Annotated in this window: 16 protein-coding genes; 8 read left to right on the top strand and 8 right to left on the bottom strand. The window is 55.5% G+C overall.

Annotated elements, in window-relative coordinates:
- Nucleotides 1-13: 13 nt before the first annotated feature.
- Nucleotides 14-742, bottom strand: coding sequence for a hypothetical protein (locus tag Q1A34_RS16575; protein WP_300036772.1), 729 nt, complete (start codon nt 740-742; stop codon nt 14-16).
- Nucleotides 743-1,382: 640 nt separating this feature from the next.
- On the opposite strand from Q1A34_RS16575, the gene Q1A34_RS16580 reads away from it, so the two are divergent.
- Nucleotides 1,383-3,656: a glycosyltransferase family A protein gene (locus Q1A34_RS16580; RefSeq protein ID WP_300036775.1), complete on the top strand. Its 2,274-nt coding sequence runs from the start codon at nt 1,383-1,385 to the stop codon at nt 3,654-3,656.
- Nucleotides 3,657-3,844: 188 nt separating this feature from the next.
- Nucleotides 3,845-4,897 carry a glycosyltransferase family 61 protein gene (locus tag Q1A34_RS16585; RefSeq protein ID WP_300036778.1) on the top strand — a complete coding sequence of 351 codons (1,053 nt, stop codon included), beginning with the start codon at nt 3,845-3,847 and terminating at the stop codon, nt 4,895-4,897.
- Between the two features lie 258 nt (nt 4,898-5,155).
- Here Q1A34_RS16585 and Q1A34_RS16590 read toward each other — a convergent pair whose 3' ends face one another.
- Complete coding sequence (locus Q1A34_RS16590) at nt 5,156-5,857, bottom strand: GntR family transcriptional regulator (protein WP_300036781.1); 702 nt, start codon at nt 5,855-5,857, stop codon at nt 5,156-5,158.
- A 102-nt stretch (nt 5,858-5,959) separates the two neighbouring features.
- Between Q1A34_RS16590 and Q1A34_RS16595 the strand changes: the two genes are divergently transcribed.
- The 5 genes from Q1A34_RS16595 to Q1A34_RS16615 are packed head-to-tail and all read left to right on the top strand — an operon-like array spanning nt 5,960 to nt 10,779.
- On the top strand, nt 5,960-6,562 hold the full coding sequence (locus Q1A34_RS16595) for an amino acid synthesis family protein (RefSeq protein ID WP_300036784.1): 603 nt from the start codon (nt 5,960-5,962) through the stop codon (nt 6,560-6,562).
- Nucleotides 6,534-7,346, top strand: coding sequence for an alpha/beta hydrolase (locus tag Q1A34_RS16600; protein WP_300036787.1), 813 nt, complete (start codon nt 6,534-6,536; stop codon nt 7,344-7,346). The genes Q1A34_RS16595 and Q1A34_RS16600 overlap by 29 nt, the downstream gene beginning before the upstream one ends.
- A complete protein-coding gene (locus tag Q1A34_RS16605; RefSeq protein WP_300036790.1) occupies nt 7,343-8,260 on the top strand; it encodes a flavin reductase in 918 nt (305 codons plus the stop codon). The genes Q1A34_RS16600 and Q1A34_RS16605 overlap by 4 nt, the downstream gene beginning before the upstream one ends.
- A gap of 4 nt (nt 8,261-8,264) precedes the next feature.
- Complete coding sequence (locus tag Q1A34_RS16610; protein ID WP_300036793.1) at nt 8,265-9,302, top strand: LLM class flavin-dependent oxidoreductase; 1,038 nt, start codon at nt 8,265-8,267, stop codon at nt 9,300-9,302.
- A 10-nt stretch (nt 9,303-9,312) separates the two neighbouring features.
- Nucleotides 9,313-10,779 (top strand): aldehyde dehydrogenase, encoded by a 1,467-nt coding sequence (locus Q1A34_RS16615; protein WP_300036796.1) that lies wholly within the window; start codon nt 9,313-9,315, stop codon nt 10,777-10,779.
- Nucleotides 10,780-10,808: 29 nt separating this feature from the next.
- Here Q1A34_RS16615 and Q1A34_RS16620 read toward each other — a convergent pair whose 3' ends face one another.
- On the bottom strand, nt 10,809-11,690 hold the full coding sequence (locus Q1A34_RS16620) for a helix-turn-helix domain-containing protein (RefSeq protein WP_300036799.1): 882 nt from the start codon (nt 11,688-11,690) through the stop codon (nt 10,809-10,811).
- A 126-nt stretch (nt 11,691-11,816) separates the two neighbouring features.
- On the opposite strand from Q1A34_RS16620, the gene pobA reads away from it, so the two are divergent.
- Nucleotides 11,817-13,001 (top strand): 4-hydroxybenzoate 3-monooxygenase, encoded by a 1,185-nt coding sequence (gene pobA / locus Q1A34_RS16625; protein ID WP_300037552.1) that lies wholly within the window; start codon nt 11,817-11,819, stop codon nt 12,999-13,001.
- Nucleotides 13,002-13,081: 80 nt separating this feature from the next.
- On the opposite strand, the gene Q1A34_RS16630 is transcribed toward pobA, so the two are convergent.
- Genes Q1A34_RS16630 through Q1A34_RS16650 form a run of 5 tightly spaced genes read right to left on the bottom strand, consistent with a single transcriptional unit; the run spans nt 13,082 to nt 18,658 of the window.
- Nucleotides 13,082-14,773 carry an amidohydrolase gene (locus Q1A34_RS16630; protein WP_300036803.1) on the bottom strand — a complete coding sequence of 564 codons (1,692 nt, stop codon included), beginning with the start codon at nt 14,771-14,773 and terminating at the stop codon, nt 13,082-13,084.
- Between the two features lie 54 nt (nt 14,774-14,827).
- Nucleotides 14,828-15,847: an extracellular solute-binding protein gene (locus Q1A34_RS16635; RefSeq protein WP_300036806.1), complete on the bottom strand. Its 1,020-nt coding sequence runs from the start codon at nt 15,845-15,847 to the stop codon at nt 14,828-14,830.
- Nucleotides 15,848-15,867: 20 nt separating this feature from the next.
- A complete protein-coding gene (locus Q1A34_RS16640; protein WP_300036809.1) occupies nt 15,868-16,671 on the bottom strand; it encodes an ABC transporter permease in 804 nt (267 codons plus the stop codon).
- A complete protein-coding gene (locus tag Q1A34_RS16645; RefSeq protein ID WP_300036812.1) occupies nt 16,664-17,575 on the bottom strand; it encodes an ABC transporter permease in 912 nt (303 codons plus the stop codon). Before Q1A34_RS16645 ends, Q1A34_RS16640 begins: the two co-directional genes overlap by 8 nt.
- 3 nt (nt 17,576-17,578) lie before the next feature.
- Nucleotides 17,579-18,658, bottom strand: coding sequence for an ABC transporter ATP-binding protein (locus tag Q1A34_RS16650; protein WP_300036816.1), 1,080 nt, complete (start codon nt 18,656-18,658; stop codon nt 17,579-17,581).
- Between the last annotated feature and the right edge of the window lie 224 nt (nt 18,659-18,882).

The following is an 18,882-nucleotide window of genomic DNA, read 5'->3' on the forward strand; positions in this document are numbered from 1 at the left end:
ACCTCATCAGGCCCTAAACATGCGCCCGCCAGTTCCAGAAACCTTGCTGAAAAGTGGCCCATAGAAATGGGGCTGGATACGGAATAACACTTTCAATTCTTGGCATTTGCATTAAGTCAGGGTGCCATTCACTCAGTTCGTCGTTCAGTTGTTCCCGAAAGCCGACCAGAGCTTTACTGAAATGCCTTTCAGTGAGAGCGCTGAACTCATAGGCCGTCAACTCAGTTGAAACGGTTTCATAGTAGTTTAGAAACCTGCGTTCAGTATGAAGGTCCGGATTGCGAATTACGGTGAGGTGGGAAGCATCCCGTTCGACCATAATGTCTCCCTTAGAGAACACTTCACCATTTTGCGTTATGCCACTTGTCTGGGTCTTACATATGGCCGGAAAGTAAGCGCTGTTCGCTCTGATTTGGTCAAAAGTACCCGATCCGATCCATTTACTTACGTTTGCTGTACTTTCGATACGTTCTCTTGATTGGATTCCAAATATGGGCTCAAAGTTCGCCGGATCAACGGACAGCAAGTTGCAGATTTTCTGGTATGCAATTGAGATATCAGCGGCTGCATCCTGTTCATAGATTAGCACCAGCAGGTTTCCCCGCTCTTCTGGGCCAGAGTATGTTTCCTTCAGCATCTTCAGCATCTTCAGCATCTTCAGCTGTTCCAGAAATGTGTCCAACGCTCCAACACTCAGCTTTTCATCGAGATAACTCGCAAAAGTACTGTTTAACGGTGCCATGGAACGAAAACCGTCAACGTTTCTGACCCAGTACAAGTAGTGAGACCGATGCCATGCGAGCGGATGTCGGATGCAAGTGCTGAAAAAAACTCGGTTCCGGGTGATCAGTCCTGGAAATTTCGCGAGAGACTCTTTTTGTAAGCCCAGCGCATCATGTATACGGCGGAGAAATCCGCTGCAATACGTTCCTGTTTGTAATGTGGGAAGTGAGCTGACCAGAACGACTTGGCGCCTTTTTCATAGTTATCATCGGTTGAGAAAAAGTTTGGTTCTTTTCTATGTGCTGCGCAGATGTCCCGATGTCGTTCGAGGATGTAGTCGATCGTTGTACTTCCGGTTTTTGGAGCGCAACGAAAATAGTTGGGTGAAGTCAGCCTCTTGGTTTCGGGAGAAAATTTCTTAGCATCGGAAACGCAAATCCCATAGTGAGTGCGCGAACTGCCGGCTCACAGACAGATCGAACAACAGCCGCAGGTTCATTCGTGTCGGCCACAATGCCGGACGTTTTTCAAGTGGCAATCTGAAACCTTGGGCGAATCTATAGTGCCTGTCGGTATTGACACAAGTTTGGGTAGAACGTACGCGGACTGCGTGCACGGTAACGCACATCGCAAAAAGCTATTTTCAGAAAGCGCCCGCAATGGAAGACTCCTCACCGCTTGTATCTGTGGTCATCCCCGCTCACAACGAGGACAAGACGCTGGCCCGCGCTGTGGAATCTGTCATCTACCAAAAAACAACCTTCCCTACGGAAATAATCATCGTCGATGATGGATCGCATGATGATACGCTGAAAATAGCCAAGAGCTTTGCCGAAAGCTGTGACAATGTTGTGGTTGTTTCCAACAAGGTTTGCGTTGGAAAAGGGCAGTCAGTGCTGACCGCCTACAACCGTGCGCGCGGAAAATATATCCATGTACTCGATGGGGACGACTACTTCACGAACTGGGATAAGCTACAGTACCAGGCAGAGTTTCTTGAGAAAAATGACGACTATTTTGGCGTCGGGCATAATACGCTGTGCGTGTCATCAGATGGCTCTGCTTATGCGATTCCGAAAGTATCTCAGGACACAGTATTCAACTACCTCGAATGCTGTGCACTCGAATTTTACTGTCATACGTCGAGTTGCCTGTTTCGCCGCATAGAAAGCGGTCTGCCTGAATTCTTTTCCCTGGATACAATGCGGGGAGACACCGCCTTCTTCTTCTTCCATGCGTACAATTGGAAAATGCCATTTTACGTCATGAGCAAGGTCATGAGTGTTTATGTGATCCACGGAAACGGTATCTGGTCCGGTCTGGATGAGCAGAGCAAAGCTGACCTTAACAACAACATCCTGCAAGATCTCCAAAAGTATGTCGTGCGTGACGAAACATGTGTCGAATTCACCTTGCTGGAAAAAAAGCGAGTCAAACAACAACAGTTCTATGCACGCGCGGCAGGAAAACCCCCGCAACTTCCGGATCGTGGAACACTCGGGAAACTTATTGAAACCTGTGGAAAATCAGCGGCTGGGGTTTTCCACCCAAGTGTGAAAGACTACGCATTCCGCGGCATGTACTCCCTGCCGTTGGTGGACAGCATGGTTGAGACGATTGGATGTGTGGTCTCAGCAAAACGGGCTGTCAGAATCGCCGATCGGAAATACAACGCAAAGAGAGCGGTAATCCTGGTGTCCGGTTTTGTGCCCGGAGGAGGCGGTGTTTTCAGAGAAGTTTCAGAAATCATTGACGCCCTTACAGTCCGTGGTTTTGAAGTGGCGATTGTGTCAACGGGCAAGATCGAAACCTCCGTAAGTGTTATTGATGAGTATTTCAGTCATCCGTCGGTTCGGTACGTTAGCGCGGATACTTCCCTCCCTCCCCTGGCGGTCATTGAGTTTTTACAGGAAGAACTGTTGTCCGAGGCTGCCGATCGGATTTACCCGTTTCTGACCCACCACGACGTCATTGGTTTCGCGGCACTTCAAAAGGGTTTTGCTCGGCAGGTGGTTTTTGATTTTGTTTATGATCATGGTCTGTCACTGGGTGTCCACAACAGTGTAATCGACACTGTTGTCGTCAAAAATAACAGTCAGGCGACTGCTCTTGCGCCGACCGTTCGGCGTGAAAAACTGGGCTTGCTCGCACCGTTTTTTACAGATCGCAGTCCGATCGAAAAGTATGAACCTCGAAGGAACAAGCGTTTCACAACCGCTTCTGCTGCGGCCAGAGCTTACAAAGTCGACAGTGACTACCAATACTCCTACTACGAAATGATCGTTCGGATTATGAAGGAGCTCGACGCTCATCACTTGCACTATGGGCCCTTGCCGGATGCCGCAATCGCTGACATCGAAAACCGGATGAAGCAAGCCGGGATCGGAGCGGATCAGTTCACACATATTCCGTGGGCAGATAACTTTGGAGAAAGTCTCCTGCAGCAGGGCGTCGATATTTTTATCGCACCGTTCCCTGTATGCTCTGCTCGAATTGGCGTTGAAGTCATGTCTTGCGGTATTCCGAGTATCAATCATCGAGCCGGCAAACCCAGTTTGCCTGAGGCCGGTGATTTTGTAGATCCAAGTCAGCCGAGTTGGTACAAACCGGCTGATTTTGTAAAAGTGCTCAAATCGCTGGACAAGGCGTCTCTGGGAGCACTGTCAAGTGCTGCACGTAATTTCTTTGTTGAAAACAATGCTTCAAACGTTTCGTTGGAAAGATTTTGTGCCGGTGATTTCGGCGTGCCAGATTTGGTTCCACAGCAACCGTATCGTCTTTCGGATCTGACCAGGGCTCCGTTCAGCCAACTGGAGAGTTTGGACGTGTTTAGCTCAGGATCGAATTCTAAAAGTAAGTTCTGGCACAAAGGCCCACTGAGGAGGAAAATACGAAGTAAGTTTCACAGGCTTAAGAAGAGCAGGGGTTTCTAAAGGCAATTGTCCAACAGCTCCGGTCGCAGACCCTTTCGGCACAGGGCCTGGAACCTTCTGATAGTATTGCATCTATGAGAAGATTCATAAATGTCGTTCGATGTAAATGGGCGCGTTTCTCGGCCCCAAAGCAGCGTTTCCAGATTTAGGATGATTGGTCGTATTGTTCTGCCACGGACGATATCCTGGTGGACCGCGATACCGTTGGCCTATTCATTCGCTCTCTCCATGCCGTTTCAGATGAGGACGAGGCGTGGAGCCGTTTGCAGAGCAATCCTCGTCCCTACATCGCGGAGTTCCAGGACGCCAGGGTAATACGCGGCAGTCGGATCGTTGTGACCAAGGATGGGATGGCGTGCAGTGACGAGTTAGTGTTCGGTCAGCGCCACTTTCGCAGCCCGCCAAAAGACAAGTCGATGTCCATCAACAAAAGGGGTCTGCTGGAAGTTGACCCGTTGGAGTATGCCGAACAGTGGATTCCAGCTGGTGTGCACCTGACTTGTGAATATCAGCATAACTATTTTCACTGGATCTCCGAGATACTGGCGCGGCTTTATCTGTTCGAGAGAATGACTGATGATAAATCGGTCCCTCTTTTGATTACAGATGGGTTACATCCAAACCTTTACGCGCTTTTGGATCTCGTACGCGCTTCCGAAAGGCCGGTCATTCGCATGACAGATGGGGTTTGTTACAGAGTTGGCAGGCTGACCTACCCTTCCGATGTAAGTCGCAATGTGGAAAGTGAAAAATGTATCCCTTCACACGCCTCCATGTTTGTTCCAGCCGGTTTGATCAAGGCGATGGTGTCCGAACTTGAGGCGCGGGTACCAAAGTCGGGTCGCGAGTTCCCGAAAAAGCTGTATCTTGTGCGGAACAGGAGCTGGAGAATTCCTGTCAATCAGGAAGACGTAGCGAGTCTGTTAGCTAGACACGAATTTACTCAGATTGATCTCGCCACTGTAAGTGCTTTGGACCAGATAGAGATGTTTTCTTCTGCTGAACAAATTGTTGCGCCGTCCGGTGCAACCTGCTCGAATATCCTCTGGATGCGAGGTGGAACACACGCGATTGTTCTTACCTCCGATCATCCGTTTTTTGTGTGCCCCTATTGGGATGCTTTTGCACGGTCGTCAGCTGTAAATCTGTCTTATCTGATCAGCCCACGTATGGGTTATAGAGATACCGCTCATGATGACTTTGAAGTGGATCTGTCGGCCTTGGAGGCTGCGATTTTATGAAATATCCCAATCGCAAAAAATGGCGGGTAACGACAGATTTTTCAAACAGCAAACAGAACATGGTTCGCAGTGCTTCGGGAGTAGTTTGATATGTCTTGTGGGCACCCAGCCCACTGAAATTCCCGAGGTTTCGGGTCGAGCTCTTTCGCTTAGAAGCCACCTCAGTTTCGGATGCGAGGACTGAAGCAAACCGAAAAATCTCAGGTGGTGCTTGACTTTGCCCGGCGCAATTCGTGTCACCAAGTTGAAAATGGTGTCTCAGTAATTGTTTTTGGTTGAGCTGGCATCGCCCAGAAAACGCTCTGCCGTCTGTGCCGCATCGGCGATATGCGTCTCGACCGCCATCCGGGCGCTCTCGCGGTCTCCGCTGAGAATCGCCGCGTGAATGGCACGCATATGACTGATCCCCGGCTTCTGTCTGTCTGTTGCGGGAATGGTCATTGCGCGCAGGCGACTGATACGACCGTTCAGTCGTTGTACAATTTCCCATGCGACTGTGTGGCCTGCCTGCTGGAAAATCAGTTCGTAAAAGGCTGAGGTCTCCCGAAGGAGCCTGGAACGGGCCGTATCGCCCAGTGCTGCTTCCAGGCGCTCCAGGGCGCGGGTAAGTTTTTTGGCAAAATCGGGTGTTATTTTTTCTGCAGCTTTTGCTGCGGCCGAGCCTTCCAGCTGTCTGCGCACATCATAAATCTGCCGGGCCTGGTTCCAGTTGAGCGTCGCGACAACAGGGCCTCGGTTGGCGATAATCTCGACAAGGCCCTCGGCCTCCAGATAGCGGATCGTTTCACGCACAACTGTCCGGCTGACACCAAGCTGATCACACAAGGGACGCTCTACCAGCCGTTCTCCCGGTGCGAAATGCCCGTCAATGATCGCTTCACGCATGCGCGTCTGGACGAGATCCCGCAGCGTCTGCGGCGCCTGTTCGATTTTCTGCAACAACTGCTTTGGTTCGGACATGTGGCTTCCTAGCAATAGAGGCAGGTCTCAACAACTGATATTGACATATGGTATTATGGTATACCATAAAATACTCAGGTACACCCCACATGAAAGACACCCATGGCCGCCGAGATCCGAAAGACACTTCTTCATGTCGAGACAACCTTCATCGAAGGAGGAAAGTCCGCGCCACAGCCGCTGAAACTGATCGCGGCAATGGCGGTGATCCGCAACCCCTGGGCGGGCCAGGGCTTTGTTGAAGATCTGGCACCTGCAATACGTGACTGCGCCCCTGGCCTTGGCGCGCTTCTCACGGAGATGGTGCTGGATGCCGCGGGCGGGGGGGACGTTGTCGAAGGGTATGGAAAATCTGCGATCGTTGGACTGGACGGCGAAGTGGAACATGCATCCGCCCTGATCCACACGCTGCACTTTGGCAATCACTACAGAAATGCGGTTGGTGCAAAGTCCTACCTGTCTTTTTGCAATACGCGTGGTCCGGCAAATGCGCCGCTTATGATCCCGCTGATGGACAAACACGATGGGGGACGACGCTCGCATTATCTGACCATTCAAACCTCAGTCGCTGATGCACCGGCCGCAAATGAAATCCTGATTGCCCTGGGTGCTTCGATTGGCGGGCGGCCCCACCACCGTATCGGTGATCGCTATCAGGACCTGAAAGAACTTGGCCATGACGCTGACAACCCTGCAGCTGTCTGAGAGCCGTCGCACGGTAGCCCTGCGCCAGGCCGGTGAAGGAGAACCTTTGCTGCTTATTCACGGTGTCGGCATGCAGTCGTGCGCCTGGGCACCGCAGAAAAAGGCTTTGCAGAAGAACTGGCGCGTGATTGCTGTTGATATGCCGGGACATGGTGGCAGTGATCCTTTGCCCGAAGACAGCGATCTGTCGGATTTTGTCCGCTGGTGCCACGACCTGGTGAAAACCCTTGGAGCAGGTCCGGTCAACCTGGTCGGTCATTCCATGGGGGCGCTGATCGCAGGGGGCTTTGCTGCAGAGCATCCAAAGCTGACGCGCCGTGTTGCTCTGCTCAACGGCGTTTACCGCAGAAATCCAGAGGCGCGCGCCGCGGTGATATCCCGGGCAGCAGAAATCCGCGCCGGAACCATAGACATGCAAATACCGCTGGACCGCTGGTTCGGAAATACACCTGCAGAAGTCAGAGCACGCACATGCGTCGCGGCCTGGTTGGGTTCTGTTGAGCCGGGCGGCTATGCGACCGCCTACAGCGCCTTTGCCAAGGGCGACGCTGTCTATGCTGGTGCATTGTCTGGCATCGACTGTCCGTTTCTGGCGCTCACCGGTGAGGGTGACCCGAATTCTACCCCGGAAATGTCAGCCCGGATGGCCGCAGTGGTTCAGGACGGCCAGTGCGCCGTTATTCCCGGACACCGGCACATGATCAATCTGACTGCTCCCGACGCTGTGAACGAGTATCTCGTTGAATGGCTCAACCGACCTCTTCGCCAAAAGGAAATGCAATGACCGCCCTTGATCCGCGCGCCCTGCGCAATGCTTTCGGGACGTTTATGACCGGGGTCACGGTGGTCACCTCTCAGGATGCATCGGGTGTGCCATTGGGGTTCACGGCCAACTCATTCACGTCGGTTTCTCTCGATCCGCCGCTCGTTCTGGTTTGCCTGGCTAAGACATCCGGGAATTACGCGGCATTGGTGAATGCGTCCGGCTTTGGGGTCAACGTTCTCTCAGAAGGCCAGTCCGACATCTCCAACACATTTGCACGCCCGTCCGATGACCGGTTTACAGCGGTGACATGGCGCAAAGGGCCCGTTGGTTCGCCTGTTCTCGATGATGTGTCCGCCTGGTTTGACTGCTCATTGAGGCAGACGGTGGATGCGGGCGATCACGTTATTCTGATCGGGGAAGTCGGGGGCTTTGACAGCACTACAACGCCCGGGCTGGGGTATGTGCGCGGCACCTACGTCACCCCGTCGACAGAGGCAGAAATGCTCCGGAATGCTGCGGGGCTTGTCGTCTCGGCGCTGATCGTCAGAGACGGTACGGTATTGCTGGTCGACAGCGGTGCGGGCGGCGTGGGACTGCCAGAATGTGCAGTCACCAAAGACGGCGCATCTGCCGCAGTGCGCCGCCTGATAGCTGCAACAGGGGTCCCGGCTGATCCCGGATTTGTTTATTCCGTATTCGAAGACACGGAGCGCGGGCGCCAGCATATATCCTTTCTGTGCCAGGCCGCAGAGGGAGAGCCTCAGAGAGGCGCGTTTGTCCCGCTGAAACCGGGTGTTCTGGATGACGTAACCGATCCGGCCATTCTGACAATGCTTGAACGTCTGGCGCGGGAATCTGAACTGGGTCAGTTCGGAATTTACTATGGAAACCAGAACAGCGGCGAAGTTCGCCCGGTTGAGCAGGGAAGGTAGGCAGATGCGGTTTTCGCTTTTTGTGCATATGGAGCGTATCTCGCCGGATCAGGACCAGCGTGCGCTCTATGATGACTTTATCGCCCTTGCGAAAATCGCGGATCAGGGGGGCATGCATGCGGTCTGGACGGGCGAGCATCATGGCATGGATTTTACCATTGCCCCCAACCCGTTTCTGAATCTGGTCGATCTGGCCCGGCAGACAAAAAATGTCCGGCTGGGCACCGGCACGCTGATTGCACCGTTCTGGCACCCTGTTCGCCTCGCCGGAGAAGCGGCCATGACGGATATGATCACAGACGGGCGGCTGGAGCTTGGGATCGCGCGGGGTGCCTACAATTATGAGTATGAACGCATGGTGCCCGGGATGGATGCCTGGGACGCAGGGCTGCGCATGCGCGAGCTTGTTCCGGCGCTCCAGGGGCTGTGGCAGGGTGATTATGCACAGCAGGGAGAGTATCACAGTTTTCCGGCCACCACGTCCTCACCAAAACCTGTGCAGGACGGCGGTCCTCCCATCTGGATTGCGGCGCGTGATCCCAACAGCCATGAATTCGCCGTCTCCAATGGATGTCAGGTCCAGGTCACGCCGCTGTGGCAGGGGGATGAAGAGATCACAAAGCTCATGGAGACATTCAAAGCCGCCTGTGCAAAATTTCCGGATATTCCGCGCCCGGAAATTATGTTGCTGAACCACACCTACATCGCGTCTGACGCGGCGGATGCACAGGTGGCCGCCGAAGAGATAAACCGTTTTTACTGCTATTTCGGGGCCTGGTTCAAAAACGAACGCCCTGTGAGTCAGGGTCTGATCGCGCCGCTGACAGATGCCGAAATCGCGTCCCATCCGTTTTACTCACCAGAGGCGATGCTGCGTGATAATGTCATCGCTACGCCAAAAGAGGCGATCCGAAGGATCGGCACCTATGCGGATATGGGCTACGATGAATATGCGTTCTGGATCGACAGCGGTATGAGTTTTGAGCGCAAGAAAGCATCGCTGGAGCGTTTTATCTCTGATGTCATGCCGGCCTTTGCCTGAGGAGCAGAAAATGCAGCAGTTTCAGCAGTACATCGGCGGCGTGTTCTCGGATGGATCAGCTCAGTTCGAAAGCCGTGATCCTGCATCAGGCGAGCCCTGGGCTTTGATGCCCGAGGCGCGGGGTGCGGATGTTGATGCCGCCGTCCTGGCCGCGCGGGAGGCTTTTCTCTCTCCGTCCTGGATGGAAATGACAGCGTCGGCGCGCGGAAAACTGCTGTTTCGCCTGGCGGACCTTGTCGCTGAGAATGCGCCGAAGCTGGCTGAGCTTGAAACACGTGATACCGGCAAGATCATTCGGGAGACCTCTGCCCAGATCGCCTATGTCGCCGAGTATTTTCGGTACTATGCCGGGCTGGCAGACAAGATCGAAGGCGCGCATCTGCCGATCGACAAGCCCGACATGGAAGTCTGGCTCAGGCGCGAGCCTGTTGGTGTTGTTGCGGCGGTCGTACCCTGGAATTCGCAGCTGTTTTTGTCCGCCGTTAAAATCGGCCCGGCCCTTGCCGCTGGCTGCACGGTCGTTCTGAAAGCCTCCGAGGACGGGCCCGCGCCCATGCTGGAGTTTGCGCGTATCTTCGATCAGGCAGGTTTTCCCCCGGGCGTTCTGAATGTGATCACCGGGTTTGGACCCGAATGCGGCGCTGTTCTCAGCAGCCATCCGGACATAGACCATGTGGCATTTACGGGCGGACCGGAGACGGCCCGCCATATTGTGCGGAATTCGGCGGAAAATCTGGCATCGACATCACTGGAACTGGGGGGCAAATCTCCCTTTATTGTTTTTGGAGATGCTGACATCGAGAGCGCGGTCAATGCGCAGATTTCCGGTATATTTGCGGCCTCCGGACAAAGCTGCGTTGCGGGATCACGCCTGTTGATCGAGGCCTCGGTGAAGGACCAGTTTCTGGCGCGGCTGAAAGAAAAAGCCGAAGCCATTGTCATTGGTCCGCCCGACGATATGACCACAGAAGTCGGGCCGCTTTGTACGCCGACCCAGGTTCAGAGGGCGTCCGATCTGATTGCGCGGTCCGTAGCTGCGGGTGCCCGTGTGATTACAGGGGGAAGCGCGCTGGAACGGTCAGGCAATTATTTTCCACCGACGATTGTCGACTGCTCAGAAACGCCGGATGCGCCATGCCTGACAGAAGAGTTTTTCGGCCCTGTTCTGTCCGTGGTCAGTTTCAGCACAGAAGCCGAGGCTCTGGCGCTGGCAAACGACACGGATTTTGGACTGGCGTCGGGTGTCTTTACCAAGGATCTCACCCGGGCGCACAGGATGATCCGGGGCATTCGCGCAGGTATCGTATGGGTCAACACGTACAGGGCCGTCAGCCCGATCGCACCTTTCGGTGGCCACGGTCTGAGCGGGCACGGACGCGAGGGCGGACTTCAGGCCGCACTGGATTATACGAAAGTCAAAACGGTCTGGCTGCGCACCAGCGATGATCCGATCCCGGACCCGTTTGTGATGCGCTGACCTCCGAGGGTCATTGCCAGAGCGGAGCGTCAGGTATCCTTCCGCGCGCGGTATGCACCCGGCGTCATCCCTGTCTGCTGTCTGAATGCCCTGCTGAAAAAGGCCGGGTCTCTGAAGCCGCATCTGGGGGCAACATCTGCAACAGTATGGCGAGTGAACTCCAGCAGCCTTTTGGCTTCAACAAGCCGTCTTTGCCGGATCATGGCGTTCGGCGGAACGCCAAGATATTTTTTGCAGATACGCGTCAGGTGCGGTGGAGAAACACCAAGTGCGCGGGCATAGTCCTCGACGGTCAGTTGTTCCTGGAAGTTTTGCTCGATTGAGTCACAAAAGGCCTGTGCCTGCTTTTCGTGCCGGGTCAGTTCCTGGCGCGGGATTTTGCTGGCTGTGATGGCGCGCGAAGGACCTGATGTCATATACAGCACCAGAACACGCGCCAGTGCGCAAAGCAGGGGTTCGCGATCCGCGTCGATGCTCGCAAATGCCCGCCGCGCCTGGGCGGTCAGCACACGGATATCCTCAAACTTCTGCGTGTCTTCTGGCGTCTGTAGTAAAGCGCCCGTGGTCGCCTGGACTTCGATCCTCCCTCTTGTGTCGGTGTCCAGTGACCGTATTCTGATCGACAGAACATCGCCTTCGATATTTTCTGGAAAATGAAACCCATGCGGGACACCGGGGGGTATCAGCAAGGCAACCGGAGACGGCGCAGCGTATTCCGTATCGGCCAGTCTGATCCGTACACCCGGCGTCTCCAGCACGAAAAACTGCGCCAGATGCTTGTGGGTATGAGGTCGGATAGTCCAATCGTGCAGACTGCTGCGATCACGGATGGTTTCGTGATGCACCGGATCCGCGTTGCCGCCAGCCAGAAGATTTCCGTATAAATCATAAGAAGGTATGGAAAAAGTCATGAGCGTCCGGCCTGTTTCACAAATGGTGTGGTGATCGGATAGTGCAATCTTTTGCCAGAGAAATCCATTTTTCCCGTGCGTGTTCGGGCCTAGACTTTTGTGTCACGCCAAGGGGAGGAACGTCGCCTGGAACATACGGTTAAAACATCTGTCTGCATTGTCGGCGCGGGCCCCGGAGGGCTTTTGCTGTCCCAGCTGCTGGCATGTTCGGGGGTTGATACGGTCGTGATTGACCGCAAGGACCGGGCCTATATCGAAGGCCGGGTGCGGGCTGGTGTGCTTGAGCAGGGAACCGTCGACGCGCTGGAAGCGGCCGGGGTGGCAGATCGTTTGCACCGGGAAGGCCTGCCGCATGACGGGTTTGAGCTGGCATTTGACGGTGACCGGCTGAGGATTGACCTGCGTGCGCTGACCGGCAAACCGGTGATGGTATATGGCCAGACGGAAATCACCCGGGACCTGTTTGAAAGCCGCTTTGCCGATGGCCAGCAGTTTTTCTTTGATGTTGAGGACGTGACGCTCAGTGACCTGCGAACAGACAGACCTTTGGTATGTTTTGGGCACCGCGGCGACCGGGTGACGGTGGAATGTGACTATGTCGCAGGCTGTGATGGTTTCCATGGTGTGTCCCGCCAGGCGATTCCGACCGATGTTCTCAGGACATATGAGCGTGTTTACCCCTTTGGCTGGCTGGGTATTCTGGTGGACCAGCCACCTGTAAGCCACGAACTGATCTATGCAAATCATGCCAGCGGCTTTGCACTGGCGTCCATGCGATCCGAAACGCGCAGCCGGTGTTATGTCCAGTGCGATCCGGGCGATCAGATTGACGACTGGCCGGACACGCGCTTTTGGGATGAATTTGAAAAACGGCTTGGTCCCGATATCGCTTCAGGACTGCGCCGGGGAGCGTCCTTTGAAAAAAGTATCGCGCCGTTGCGGTCATTCGTGGCCGAGCCGATGCGCTGGGGCAGTCTCTTTCTTGCGGGTGACGCGGCACATATCGTGCCGCCCACCGGGGCGAAGGGCCTGAACCTTGCGGTTGCTGATGTGCGGTTGTTGGCGCGGGCGCTGGCGGAACACTACAGCAATGGCAATGACCACTACATCGACACCTATTCAGAGACCGTTCTGAGACGGGTCTGGAAGGTCGAACGCTTTTCCTGGCAGATGTCCAACCTGCTGCATCAGTTCCCGGCGCATTCGCCCTTTGAAAAGCGGATGCAGCGCGCGGATTTTGACTATCTGTGCGGCTCGGAAGCGGCACAGCAGAGCCTTGCAGAGAACTACGTTGGGCTGCCGCTGGAGTAGCAGCAGGGGCGTTGAAACAGGGGCCCGTTGCCCGCTCAGCGGCGGTGCGCAAACGGGCTCAGACGCTCCCGGTTTTTCCGTCAGGTCGCATCGGCACTGCGTTCATAGGTGACACGGCCATCACAAATCGTCATGACGGTCTGAGCATCCGTCACGTTTTCGGGCGCAAGCGCCGTCAGGTCGTGGCTCATTATTGCGATATCGGCCATCATGCCGGGCTTCAGGCAGCCTTTGCGGTCCTCGCGGAATTCGACCCAGGCGTTGTCTTTAGTGTAGCTTGCGAGCGTATCGGTCAGGCTTTGCGTCTGATCGGGCCATCCCTCTCCCAGATCCAGCGGCGCCACAGCCGCTTTGACATTGGGCATCACGTCCACCGGTATGACGGGCCAGTCCGTTGAAAATATGACCCGCGCACCGCTGCGCCGGATGTCCTGCCAGGCATAGGCTCCGGCCAGTTGATGGTCATGCAGGTACTGACCGACCGCGCCGGGGGGAAAGATATGCCCGCAGGGCGCGTGACCGGGCTGGATAGAGGCAACAATTCCAAGCTCTGCCAGCCGCGGGATATCATCGGGGTGCATGACTTCCAGGTGCTCAATCCGGTGGCGGCTGTCGCGTTTTCCGTTTGCCTCCTGGGCGGCCTGATAGGCATCGATGGTGCGGCGCACACCCGCGTCACCAATGGCGTGAACCGCGATCTGAAAGCCCAGGCGATCTGCCTCGATACAGGCGGCGACAAAATGCGCCTGGGTGAAAACCTCGTCACCGGTGTTGCCGTCTGCGCCCATGTCGCCCGGATAGGGTTGCAGCATCAAAGCGGTACCGCTTTCGACAACGCCATCAATAAACATTTTCAGGTGATTGCAGCGGACTTTGTCTCCCTGAAACCGCGCGCGCATTTCCGGTGCTTCGCGGGTCAGTCGTTCCAGCGGGTCGGTTCCTTTGAAATGAAAAGGAACTTCGCACCGGCAGACCAGACGTCCTTCGGCTTCCAGTTCGCTCAGAAGCTCCAGCTGATATGTGTTACCATCCATCAGGTGCAGGCTGGTGATGCCCTGGGCCGCGCAATGGTGCAGGCCTTTTTCGATAACATCTTTGTCCATTTCCCGCTCGGCGGGCGTTGCCGGCGGAACGGGATCCTTGCCGGTGGTCAGGCCAAGCATTTCGCGCCCTTTATGGCGCGTCATGTCCAGGACCGGCCCGTAGGCACCAGGCTCCAGCAGTTCACCGTTTGCCAGTCCGTCCTCGCCCATGACGATTTCTGATCCGGCATCGACCTCACCCCCTTCGAGAAGGCCAGCTTTGCGCAGCGCTGCGGTGTTGGCCCAGACCGTGTGGTGATCAGGGGCAAACATGGCAAGTGGGCGCTCTTTCAGAATCTGGTCCAGATCGTGGCGGGTCAGCGTGTGGCCGGTGCCCAGGATGTCGTAGTCCGCCATGACGCAGAATACGAGGTCATCATCCGGGTTGGCGGATGCATATGGTCGGATGGCAGACTTCATCGCTTCCAGCCCGGAAAGGCCATAGAGGTTCAGGCAGCTCAGTTCGACTGAGCCGCCAAAGAGATGCACATGGCTGTCAATAAACCCGGGCAGGACCGTGGCACCACCCGCGTCGATTTTCCGTGTGTGTTCACCCGCAAGGGCACTGATTTCTGTATCGCTGCCGACGGCCGTGATCTGGCCGCCCCGAACAGCCAGCGCCGTTGCATCAGAATGCGCGTCGTCAAAGGTCATGAGCGCGCCGTTAAGGATGATGATGTCAGGTGTCATGCCAGGGGCCTTACGGAAAAGTGCGACCCCGCCAGGCAGGGTCGCATTGTTGTGTTACTTCTGCAGTTCAGTCCAGATGGCAGTATAGAGTTTGGTTGCCGCTGGCGTGCAGGTTTTGGATACGTAAGCCGCCCCCTTCAGATCGTCCGGGACAACGACTTCGGGCGCTGTTTTCATATCCTCAGGCATGAAGGCCTCGGACCCTTTGATGCCATTTGCATAGCGTGCAAAAGACGACAGCATCGCCGCGTTTTCTGGTGCCATGATGAAATTGAGGAAGGTTTTTGCCTCCTCAACGTTTTTGGCGTCACTCAGAATGGCCGCGTTGTCCATCCAGACCGGGAAACCCTCCTGCGGATAGCCAAAAGCAATATCCGCATTCTGGTTGCGCGCCCGGAACGACGCACCGTTCCAGTTCACACCGGCGGACAGGTCGTTCTTGGCGTATTTTTCGATGTTGCCATAGTCCATGGACAGCCAGTGTGGTTTGGCCGCCTGCAGGGTATCGCGCACCTTTTTGAGGACTTCACGATCTTCGGTGCACTGTTCGCCACCGACATAATGAATGGCCATGCCCATCACGTCGTTCATTTCAGGCACAACATTAATCTTGCCTTTGAGCTCTTCCGGCGGGTCGAAAATCACGGCGGCCGTGTTGATGTCGCCGTCATAGACGGCGGTGTTGACCGTCACACCCACCGTACCCCACTGCCATGGAACCGAATATTTGCGGCCCGGATCGAAATCTACATCGACCCACTGCGGGTCCATGTGTTTGAAGTTCTCCATTTCGTTCGGATTGCTCTCCAGCAGCAGGCCTTCGCCGACAAAGATCGGGATATAGGTGCCCGACGGAACGACGATGTCAAAGCCATGCCCGCCTGCTTTGATCTTGGCCAGCGCGGTGTCATTGCTGTCATAATCCGTAATGGTGACGCTGATGCCTGTTTCGGCCTCAAACTTTTCAATCATCTCGGGCGACGTGTAGTTGCCCCAGTTATAGATGTTCAGCTCACCTTCGGCAAAGGCGGGGGCCGCCAGTACCAGCGTCAGCGCTGTCATTGTCTTTCTCATTTTAAACTCCCGGTTGGTTGTCAGTTTCTGATTTTACTTAAAACTGTGAAGGCGATGACCATCGTCACCGATATGCCCAGAAGGACAGTGGAAATTGCGTTGATCTCGGGCGTCACCACACGGCGCAGCTGGCCCAGCATATAGGTGGGCAGCGTATCCTGGCCTGCGGATTTCACAAACTCTGTGATCACCACATCATCCAGAGAGATCACAAAAGCCAGCATTGCGCCCGCCAGAATACCCGGCCAGAGCTGGGGCAGAGTGATCCGCCGGAATACCTGAAACGGGGACGCATAGAGGTCAGCAGCAGCCTGTTCGAGACTGAGATCCATACCCTGCAACCGTGCGCGGACTGGCAGATAGGCAAAAGGGATGCAAAAGGCCGAATGCGCGATAATCAGATAAAACAGACCGGTGTAGCCGGTGGCAACCTTGATCATCGCAAAGAAAATCAGCAGTGCGACGGCGGTAACTATTTCCGGAACCATCAAGGGCTGGTTGATCATGGCAAAAACAGCGCTCTGTCCACGGAATCGCGGCGTGCGGGTTGTGGCAAGTGCCGCCAGAACGGCAACAGAGGTCGAGATACCGGACGCCCAGACCGCTATGATCAGGCTGCGGACTGTGGCCTCCTGAACCTGTTCATTTGCCCAGGCTGACTGGTACCAGCGCCAGGAAAACCCTTCCCAGATCGCGATGGATGCACCGGCGTTGAACGAATAGATCACCAGCAGGATAATGGGCAGGTAGAGCAGCACAAAGCAGGCCAGTGCGATGGTTGTAAAGCCGGTCTGTCTGCGCACGTCAAAGCCGCGATCAGCCATGCCGCACCTCCTCATTGCCTGCTGCACGGACATAGGCGAGCAGGGCGATCATCACCACGGCCAGCAGAGTGATCGACAAAGCGGCACCAAGGGGCCAGTTGCGCCCCTGTCCGAACTGCAACTCGATCAGATTGCCGATCATCAGCTGATTGCCGCCGCCCATGACGCGCGGTGTGACGTAAGCGCCGAGCGAGGGCACAAAAACGAGGATGGAGCCAGCGATAAGGCCTGGTTTGACAAGTGGCAGGATGATCCGGCGCAGCACCTGCAGACGCGTAGCATAGAGGTCATAGCCTGCCTCGATGAGGCTGAAGTCGAGGCGTTCCATGGATGCATAAAGCGGCAGCACCATCAGTGGCAGGTAAACATAAACCATGCCCAGAACGATGGAGAATTCTGTAAAAAGCATCTGGATGGGTTCATCAATGATGCCAAGTGCAATGAGGACAGAGTTCACCGTTCCCTCGTTCCGGATCAGTTCGACGACGGCAAAGGTGCGGATGAGAAGGTTCGTCCAGAACGGGATGATGATCAGCAGCATCCACAGGTCGCGCTGCTTTTTGGGTCGCGTTGCAATGAAATAGGCCGTTGGAAATCCAAAGAAAACGCAGGCCACTGTTGTCAAAAGGGACAGTTTGACCGACCGCCAGAAAATACTCAGGTGCGCGTCCGACCAGCCGAGCGTTTCATCAAAAATGTCACGCTGCATGATGACGTTGAACCAGGCATCAAATGAAAGTTGCCATTCCACGCCACCATATGCCCCGGGCGTCAGGAACGAATAGACCAGTGTAATCAGCAGGGGCCCACTGGCCGCCAGCAGCAGGATAGTCAGTGCCGGTGCCAGCAGCATCCAGCGTACCCGTGACGCCCGCCTTGCTGCTGTATCCGACAAATCCGCCATCCTTCAGTCCTTCAGAACCTGCGCGACATCCGGGGCAAACTGAATGCCCACTCTGTCGCCCTGTGAATGCCCGGGTCCTGTGTCGGAACTGTTCTGACGGCGGAGCACGAAAGCTGTGCCGTCATCCAGGGTGATGTGAAAGTGCGTGTCCGTTCCAAAGTAGACGACCTGCGCAAGCGTTCCTGTCACCAGGCCATCCGCCTCGGACGTAAAGGTCGCGTGCTCGGGCCGGATGGCCAGGGTCACCTTGCCAGCCGGTGCGTCACGGGCGGGCAGCCGTGCAGAAACCGTCTGTCCGGATGCCAGGCGGACCTTTGCGCTTTGACCTTCTGTCGAGAGGATCGCGGCGGGCAGAAAATTGGTATCACCGATAAAATCAGCCACAAAGCGTTCGGCAGGATGATCGTAGATATCCCGTGGTCCGCCGATCTGGCGGATTTCGCCTGCGTTCATTACCGCGATGCGATCCGACATTGTCAGGGCTTCTTCCTGGTCGTGGGTAACAAAGATAAACGTGATCCCGGTTTCCGTCTGCAGTCGTTTCAGCTCCAGTTGCATGTCTTTGCGCAGTTTGAAATCCAGCGCACTCAGGGGCTCGTCCAGCAGCAGGACACGTGGCCTGGGGGCCAGAGCACGCGCCAGTGCAACACGCTGCTGCTGACCGCCTGAAATCTGGCTGGTCTGACGGTCGGCCATCTCGGTCATTTTGACGAGGGCCATCATCTCATCCACGGTTGCGCGGATTTCCGACTTTGGCTTGCCAAGCATTTCCAGACCAAACCCGATATTCTGCGCGACAGTCAGGTGAGGGAAAAGCGCATAGCTCTGAAAGACAGTGTTGACCGGGCGTTTGTGCGGCGGTGCGTCCAGCAGGTTTTGTCCGAACATGTCCAGCGAGCCGGACGTTGGGTGCTCGAAACCGGCGATCAGACGCAGCAATGTTGTCTTGCCACATCCGGACGGGCCCAGCAGCGTAAAGAATTCATTGTCCGGAATGTCGATACTGGCATTGGCCAGTGCGGTCACAGGGGGCTGGCCCGGGTAGACCTTCTTCAGATTCCGAGCGCTGATTGCAATGCTCACGTTTGGCCCCCACCGAATGTACGGACACCTGCTTTCGCCCGGTTTTGGGCAATTCAATCCGTCCTGTTCTCAAGACTATTCTGAATCCACTTTTGTAAAATACCCCTTCAGGGTTATTTTTTGTAAGAAAGCAGTATTTTAAGGGTTACTTCGTGCCAGAAAAACTGACCTTCGATGACATCCAACGCCTGCGCCTTGCAATGGCCCACGCGCAGGATGACAGC

The sequence above is a fragment of the uncultured Roseobacter sp. genome (assembly GCF_947491795.1).
In the GTDB taxonomy this organism is placed as follows: domain Bacteria; phylum Pseudomonadota; class Alphaproteobacteria; order Rhodobacterales; family Rhodobacteraceae; genus Roseobacter.